Below are 5221 nucleotides of genomic sequence, written 5' to 3' on the forward strand. Positions count from 1 at the left end.
ACATAACAAGGCATTCAAGAGTGACTCACAACGCTTGGCGACTTCAGTTTAAATTTGGCTTTAGTGTTTAAGGTGGAGTGGTTTGGGTTTGGAGATTTAGCGTTGTTCGCACCTTAATGCAGCGTTAGCTGGGGTTAAGAAAAGCTGTGAATTTAAGGTGGAAAGGCTTTTGGTTTTCTAGCTACACACCGGATAAATCTCGAATCTCAACTATCTCGCCAGTGGCACTTTTCGGGAAGTGTTTGAACTTAACGAAGTCTGCTTACGGGAAGTGTTGTGTTTGTTAAGTTCGTTAGCGCGGTTTTTTTGATGTTGAAATTGATGAATGCACAAATTTATTTCGAGTGCTCTATGGTTGGCATTTTCGATAGAATTCTTTGCAAATTATCATGCTCAGGAATGGTGATTTTCTCGGTCATTTCTTCTTTGCCAAAAGCATCTCGTGGATTAGGTTTTAATTTCACAGCTGTCCGTTTTACTTTGTCGTTTGAAAGCAATAATGTGTTTCAAATTAGGCATTTTGGCGTAAGTTGCTAGCAAAAGTGCAGCAGCTAACTAGGCATTTAAGACGGATTCGCAACGCTTGGCGGTTTTAGTGTAAATTCAGTTTTTTGCGTTTTAAGTGGTTTGTCGAGGCATTGGTGTTTAGCGTCGCTCACCACTTAATGCGGCGTTATAGCTCTGGTCAGATCCGCACTTCAAAATTTAATTACTACGCAAGTAACGTATAGCTTGCTATCCATACGTTACTTGCGTACACTTTGCTTATGAAAAGTGTATTTGTTGAATCAACCATATTTGAAAAGTACCGAAATGATTACCTCAGTGACGAGGAGTTTCGATTGTTCCAAGCTGAACTTATGTCGAACCCGAAGCAAGGTGACGTAATTCAAGGTACTGGTGGTTTGCGGAAGATTCGAGTAGCAAGTAAAGGTAAGGGAAAGCGTGGTGGTTCACGTGTTATCTATTATTTCCTCGATGAAAAGCGTCGCTTCTATTTGCTGACTATTTACGGCAAAAATGAAATGGCAGACTTAACCGCAGATCAAAAGAAACAGTTAAAAGCTTTTATGGAGGCGTGGCGCAATGAGCAATCGTGATCTATTTGCAGAGCTAAATTCTGCACTTGTTGAAGCTAAGGAGCATTCAGAGGGCAAAGTGACTCTGAAAACTCATCAAGTTAATGACATCAGTGAGCTAGATATCTCACCTGATGAAATTGTTAGTATTCGTGAGCAGTTTAATATGTCTCGTGGTGTATTTGCTCGTTTACTGCATACATCATCACGTACATTGGAAAACTGGGAGCAGGGGCGGAGCGCACCAAATGGGCAAGCTGTTACTCTTCTAAAGCTGGTACAGCGCCACCCAGAAACTCTGTCGCACATCGCAGAGCTATAACAAGCAATTCAAGTGGATTCTCAACGCGTGGCAGTTTTACTATGCGTCAGGTAAAGTGTTTTACGGTGCAATGCAGCGACTTGGCCTGTGCGTTGTTCACCACTTAATTGGGCGTTATAGGGCTCGAATAAGTCAAGATTTATACAAGGAGAAGACCAGTAAATGAATTTATCTATAGTCGACGTATTTCACCAGCCATATGAGCTATGGTCAAAAAGGAAGTTAACAACAGAGGAAGCTATTGAAAACTATAAGTTAACGAATGTTATGGCGCTAGAGACGAATGATAAGCTTCTTTATACTGTCTCTGATGCTTTTACTGCTGCAGAGTACGCCGTTATTTATTATGGTGACAATGGATTCACTAATCATATTGATAGCGCTTTGAGTGCTTGTTCAAACTACAGTGCTTGGAAGCGCGGGATGCCTTCATCTACGCCACTAGCTTTGTCCAACTATCAAAGAAAGTACCCTAACTTCGACTCCGTTGCGGTTGATACTGAAATCAACAACCTAAATATTAAAGTAGGTCATGGTCAGTACTTATTTCATGGTGGCTTGTGGACACATGGAATGAATAACAAAATTGTTACAACACGACAATTATCAACTAGCTTATGCCCAAGTATTGCCCTAAATAATGCCATTCATCTTGGCAAGGCTCATGATGCAGGTCGGATAGACTTAATGGTTATTAAAGTTGATAATCCAACAACAAATGCTTTTGTTTTTAAAAACAAAGGTACAAACCTTGGTCATGAAAAAGAAGTTCTATTCTCGAGCGGTGCAACTTTGCATGAAGTAAGTAGGAAGTTAATATCTAGTAGCTTTGTAGTAGGTAAAGCTGGACACATGAACAAGAATGTATCTGCTTACCTTGTTGAGATGCATCTTAGTTAACACCCTATAACAAAGCATTTAAGAGTGATTCGCAACGCTTGGCAGTTTCGCTTCGCTCAAGTATAGCCAAGCGTCGCTCACACCTTAATGCGGCGTTAGCTGGGGTTAAGAAAAACGGTGAATTTAGGGTGGAAAGGCTTTCGGTTTTCTAGCTACACACCGGATAAATCTCAGCTTCTCAACTATCTCGCCAGTGGCACTTTTCGGGAAGTGTTTGAACTTAACGAAGTCTGCTTACGGGGAGTGTTGTGTTTGTTAAGTTCGTTGACGCGGCTTCTTTGCTGTTGAAATTCATGAATGCCTAAATTCATTTCGTGTGCTCTGTCGTTGGCTTTTTCGATAGAATTCTTTGCAAATTACCGAGCTCAGGAAGGGTGATTTTCTCGGTCATTTCTTCTTTGCCAAGCACATTTCGTGGATTAGGTTTTAATTTCACAGCTGTCCGTTTTACTTTGCCGCTTGAAAGCAATAATGTTTTTCAAATTAGGCATTTTGGCGTAATTTGCTAGCGAAAGTGCAGCAGCTAACTAGGCGTTTAAGACGGATTCCCAACGCTTGGGAGTTTCGGTTCTAGGTTGAGTTTTGTGTTTAAGGCACAATGGTTTAGGATTGTGGTCGCGTTGCTCACCACTTAACGCAGCGTTAACTGCACAGGAGGAAATCGTGCAAGAAGAATATATGGAGTACTACGCAAATTTTGATGAGGAGAAGCGTCTTCTTTCACAAAATATTACGCGTATTGAGTTTGATACGACATTGAGTGTGTTGGAGCCTTATATCGAGCAAGCAAGTCATTTAACTGAGCTTGGTGCTGCAACTGGACGTTATTCTCTTCATTACGCACAACAAGGCGTTAATGTAACAGCGGTTGAGCTAGTCCCTGAACTAGTCGAACAACTCAATAGTAATGCAAAACGACAGTCTTTGAGCTTATCTGTCTACGAAGCAAACGCAACAGACGTCAGCTTCATAGAGAATGACAGTCAAGATATCGTATTAATATTGGGACCGCTTTATCACATACAATCAAAGTCAGACCGAGAAGCAGTGCTGAAAGAAGCTCATCGAGTTTTAAAACCAAATGGGATTGCTGCGATAGCATATATCAGCAGTTTCTTTGTTGCAGGTTTGCTAGCAAAAATGTCTAACGATTTAGTTTCGCCAACTGTGTTAAGTGAGTTAAATGAAAGTGGCTTAGTTACTTCACCTGACGTAGACCCATTTTTTAGAACTGGTTACTTTGCTAAACCTTCCGAAATTGAATCTCTAGCAGTTCACACGGGCTTTAGTGTCGAAAATCACATTGCAACAGATGGTTATGTTCGTTTTATAGGTCAAGCGGTGAACCAACTTAACGAGCAGCAGTATCAAGCTTGGTTGAAATATCACCTTGCTACATGTGCAGAGCCATCTTTGCTTGGTAGTAGTAACCATGGTTTAGTAATTGCGAAAAAGTGCAGTTAACAAAGCATTTAAGAGTGATTCGCAACGCTTGGCAGTTTCGCTTCGCTCAAGTATAGCCAAGCGTCGCTCACACCTTAATGCGGCGTTATGTGTTTGATGAGTTTTTATGGTTAATTCTACGATTTCATTGAGAACTCGTTCCGTGTTTTCGGCAAGTTGGCATGTCGAAATGGATTCTTGGACAACCAGAGATTGATCGTTTTCAAGGTTCTTGGGTTGCCTCCACTTGAGTTTTGGATCTGGTTTGTGTTGAATTTCGTCAGTTTCAAATCGCTTCAATTGAAATGTCTTTTTGACTGATTCATTTGCTGACATTCAGCTTTGAAAGTCTGGTGAAGCAAAATGTTTTGTTGTGGCTGAAAGGGCGCTTTCTTTGTTGTTGATTCTGCAAGTGGCTCTCTTTGGCTCAGATCGCTGTGAAATTTAGGTTTTGTCAGCATCGTTTTTGTACGTAACTTATTCAAATCTCTTCATTTCTACGGTGGCTTACTTTGAATTCACGGTAAAATTCACATAACAAGCAATTCAAGTGGATTCTCAACGCGTGGCAGTTTTACTATGCGTTGAGTAAAGTGTTTTATGGTGCAATGCAGCGGCTTGGCCAGTGCGTTGTTCACCACTTAATTGGGCGTTATACACAAAGAGGTAATATGAGCGATATCTGGGTAACAATAATTACGGGAGGCTTTTCTGGGGCTGCGGTAGTTGCTTTTCTGAGTAAAGCTCTGGTGAATAATGCGTTTAAGAAATCCTTGGCGCATCATCAACATGAGTTAGATTTACGAAAACAGTCTTTACAGACTGAGTTAAGCATCAATGCGGAGCATCTAAAGCTAAAGTTTTCACAATATGAAGAATCCAAAAAAACAGCTTTAGAAAAAATATATGCCGCAGTTGCGAAAACTAGTATCCCTAGGGCTAAGCTGAAAAATAACTATAATTTTGAGGCAGCAGATAACTTTCAAGCAGCGTATTTTGACGCATTTAAAGAAACATTTGATGCTTTTGACTTATCTTTCAAGAAAATATCATCAGCTTATGAGTGCTTAGAAGATAATGCTATATATGTTGATGATAAAACTGAGCTTTTGGTATCTGAGTGTTTGTCGAAAATATTGGCAAGTTATTTAAAAAGCCACGCTACACTGAAATCTCACCATGTTGTGGCTCAAAGTCTGTTTAAGTCAGGTCAACTGACTATCGACTCCGCCCCAATCGACTTTTCAAATTTTAGTGAACAAGTTCAAGCAAATTGGCAAGGGTTAGCTGCCGAGCCTAAGAGAGTACTAAAAAATACAATCCGGGATCTTCTCACTCCGAACAATTGTGCTTAGTATCAAGTTTGAAGTGCGACACTTTCTACAGATGCGCATGAATATACTCCGTTGGTGTTCTATACCCAAGTCTTTTGCGTGGGCGCGTATTTAATTTGTGTGCAATTTCATTGCAGATCTTC

Annotated in this window: 7 protein-coding genes; 5 read left to right on the forward strand and 2 right to left on the reverse strand. The window is 40.6% G+C overall.

Annotation, left to right across the window (positions count from 1 at the left end):
• Positions 1-335: 335 nt before the first annotated feature.
• A complete protein-coding gene (locus HGG78_RS19215) occupies positions 336-464 on the reverse strand; it encodes a hypothetical protein (protein WP_255091415.1) in 129 nt (42 codons plus the stop codon).
• A gap of 303 nt (positions 465-767) precedes the next feature.
• Between HGG78_RS19215 and HGG78_RS18350 the strand changes: the two genes are divergently transcribed.
• The 3 genes from HGG78_RS18350 (at position 768) to HGG78_RS18360 (ending at position 2301) form a co-directional block, all read left to right on the forward strand.
• Positions 768-1100 (forward strand): type II toxin-antitoxin system RelE/ParE family toxin, encoded by a 333-nt coding sequence (locus HGG78_RS18350; protein ID WP_088729549.1) that lies wholly within the window; start codon positions 768-770, stop codon positions 1098-1100.
• Positions 1087-1401 carry a helix-turn-helix domain-containing protein gene (locus tag HGG78_RS18355; RefSeq protein WP_071979346.1) on the forward strand — a complete coding sequence of 105 codons (315 nt, stop codon included), beginning with the start codon at positions 1087-1089 and terminating at the stop codon, positions 1399-1401. Before HGG78_RS18350 ends, HGG78_RS18355 begins: the two co-directional genes overlap by 14 nt.
• Before the next feature lie 162 nt (positions 1402-1563).
• Entirely contained in the window at positions 1564-2301 is a 738-nt protein-coding gene (locus HGG78_RS18360) for a hypothetical protein (protein ID WP_172533767.1), read from the forward strand.
• A gap of 307 nt (positions 2302-2608) precedes the next feature.
• Here HGG78_RS18360 and HGG78_RS19220 read toward each other — a convergent pair whose 3' ends face one another.
• Positions 2609-2737 carry a hypothetical protein gene (locus tag HGG78_RS19220; protein WP_255091416.1) on the reverse strand — a complete coding sequence of 43 codons (129 nt, stop codon included), beginning with the start codon at positions 2735-2737 and terminating at the stop codon, positions 2609-2611.
• Between the two features lie 224 nt (positions 2738-2961).
• On the opposite strand from HGG78_RS19220, the gene HGG78_RS18365 reads away from it, so the two are divergent.
• Together HGG78_RS18365 and HGG78_RS18370 are read left to right on the forward strand one after the other, a co-directional pair.
• Positions 2962-3765: a class I SAM-dependent methyltransferase gene (locus HGG78_RS18365; RefSeq protein WP_338326153.1), complete on the forward strand. Its 804-nt coding sequence runs from the start codon at positions 2962-2964 to the stop codon at positions 3763-3765.
• 650 nt (positions 3766-4415) lie between these two features.
• Positions 4416-5099 (forward strand): hypothetical protein, encoded by a 684-nt coding sequence (locus HGG78_RS18370; protein ID WP_172533769.1) that lies wholly within the window; start codon positions 4416-4418, stop codon positions 5097-5099.
• Positions 5100-5221 lie beyond the last annotated feature (122 nt).

The organism is Vibrio aestuarianus (assembly GCF_012395185.1).
Taxonomy (GTDB): Bacteria; Pseudomonadota; Gammaproteobacteria; order Enterobacterales; family Vibrionaceae; genus Vibrio; species Vibrio aestuarianus.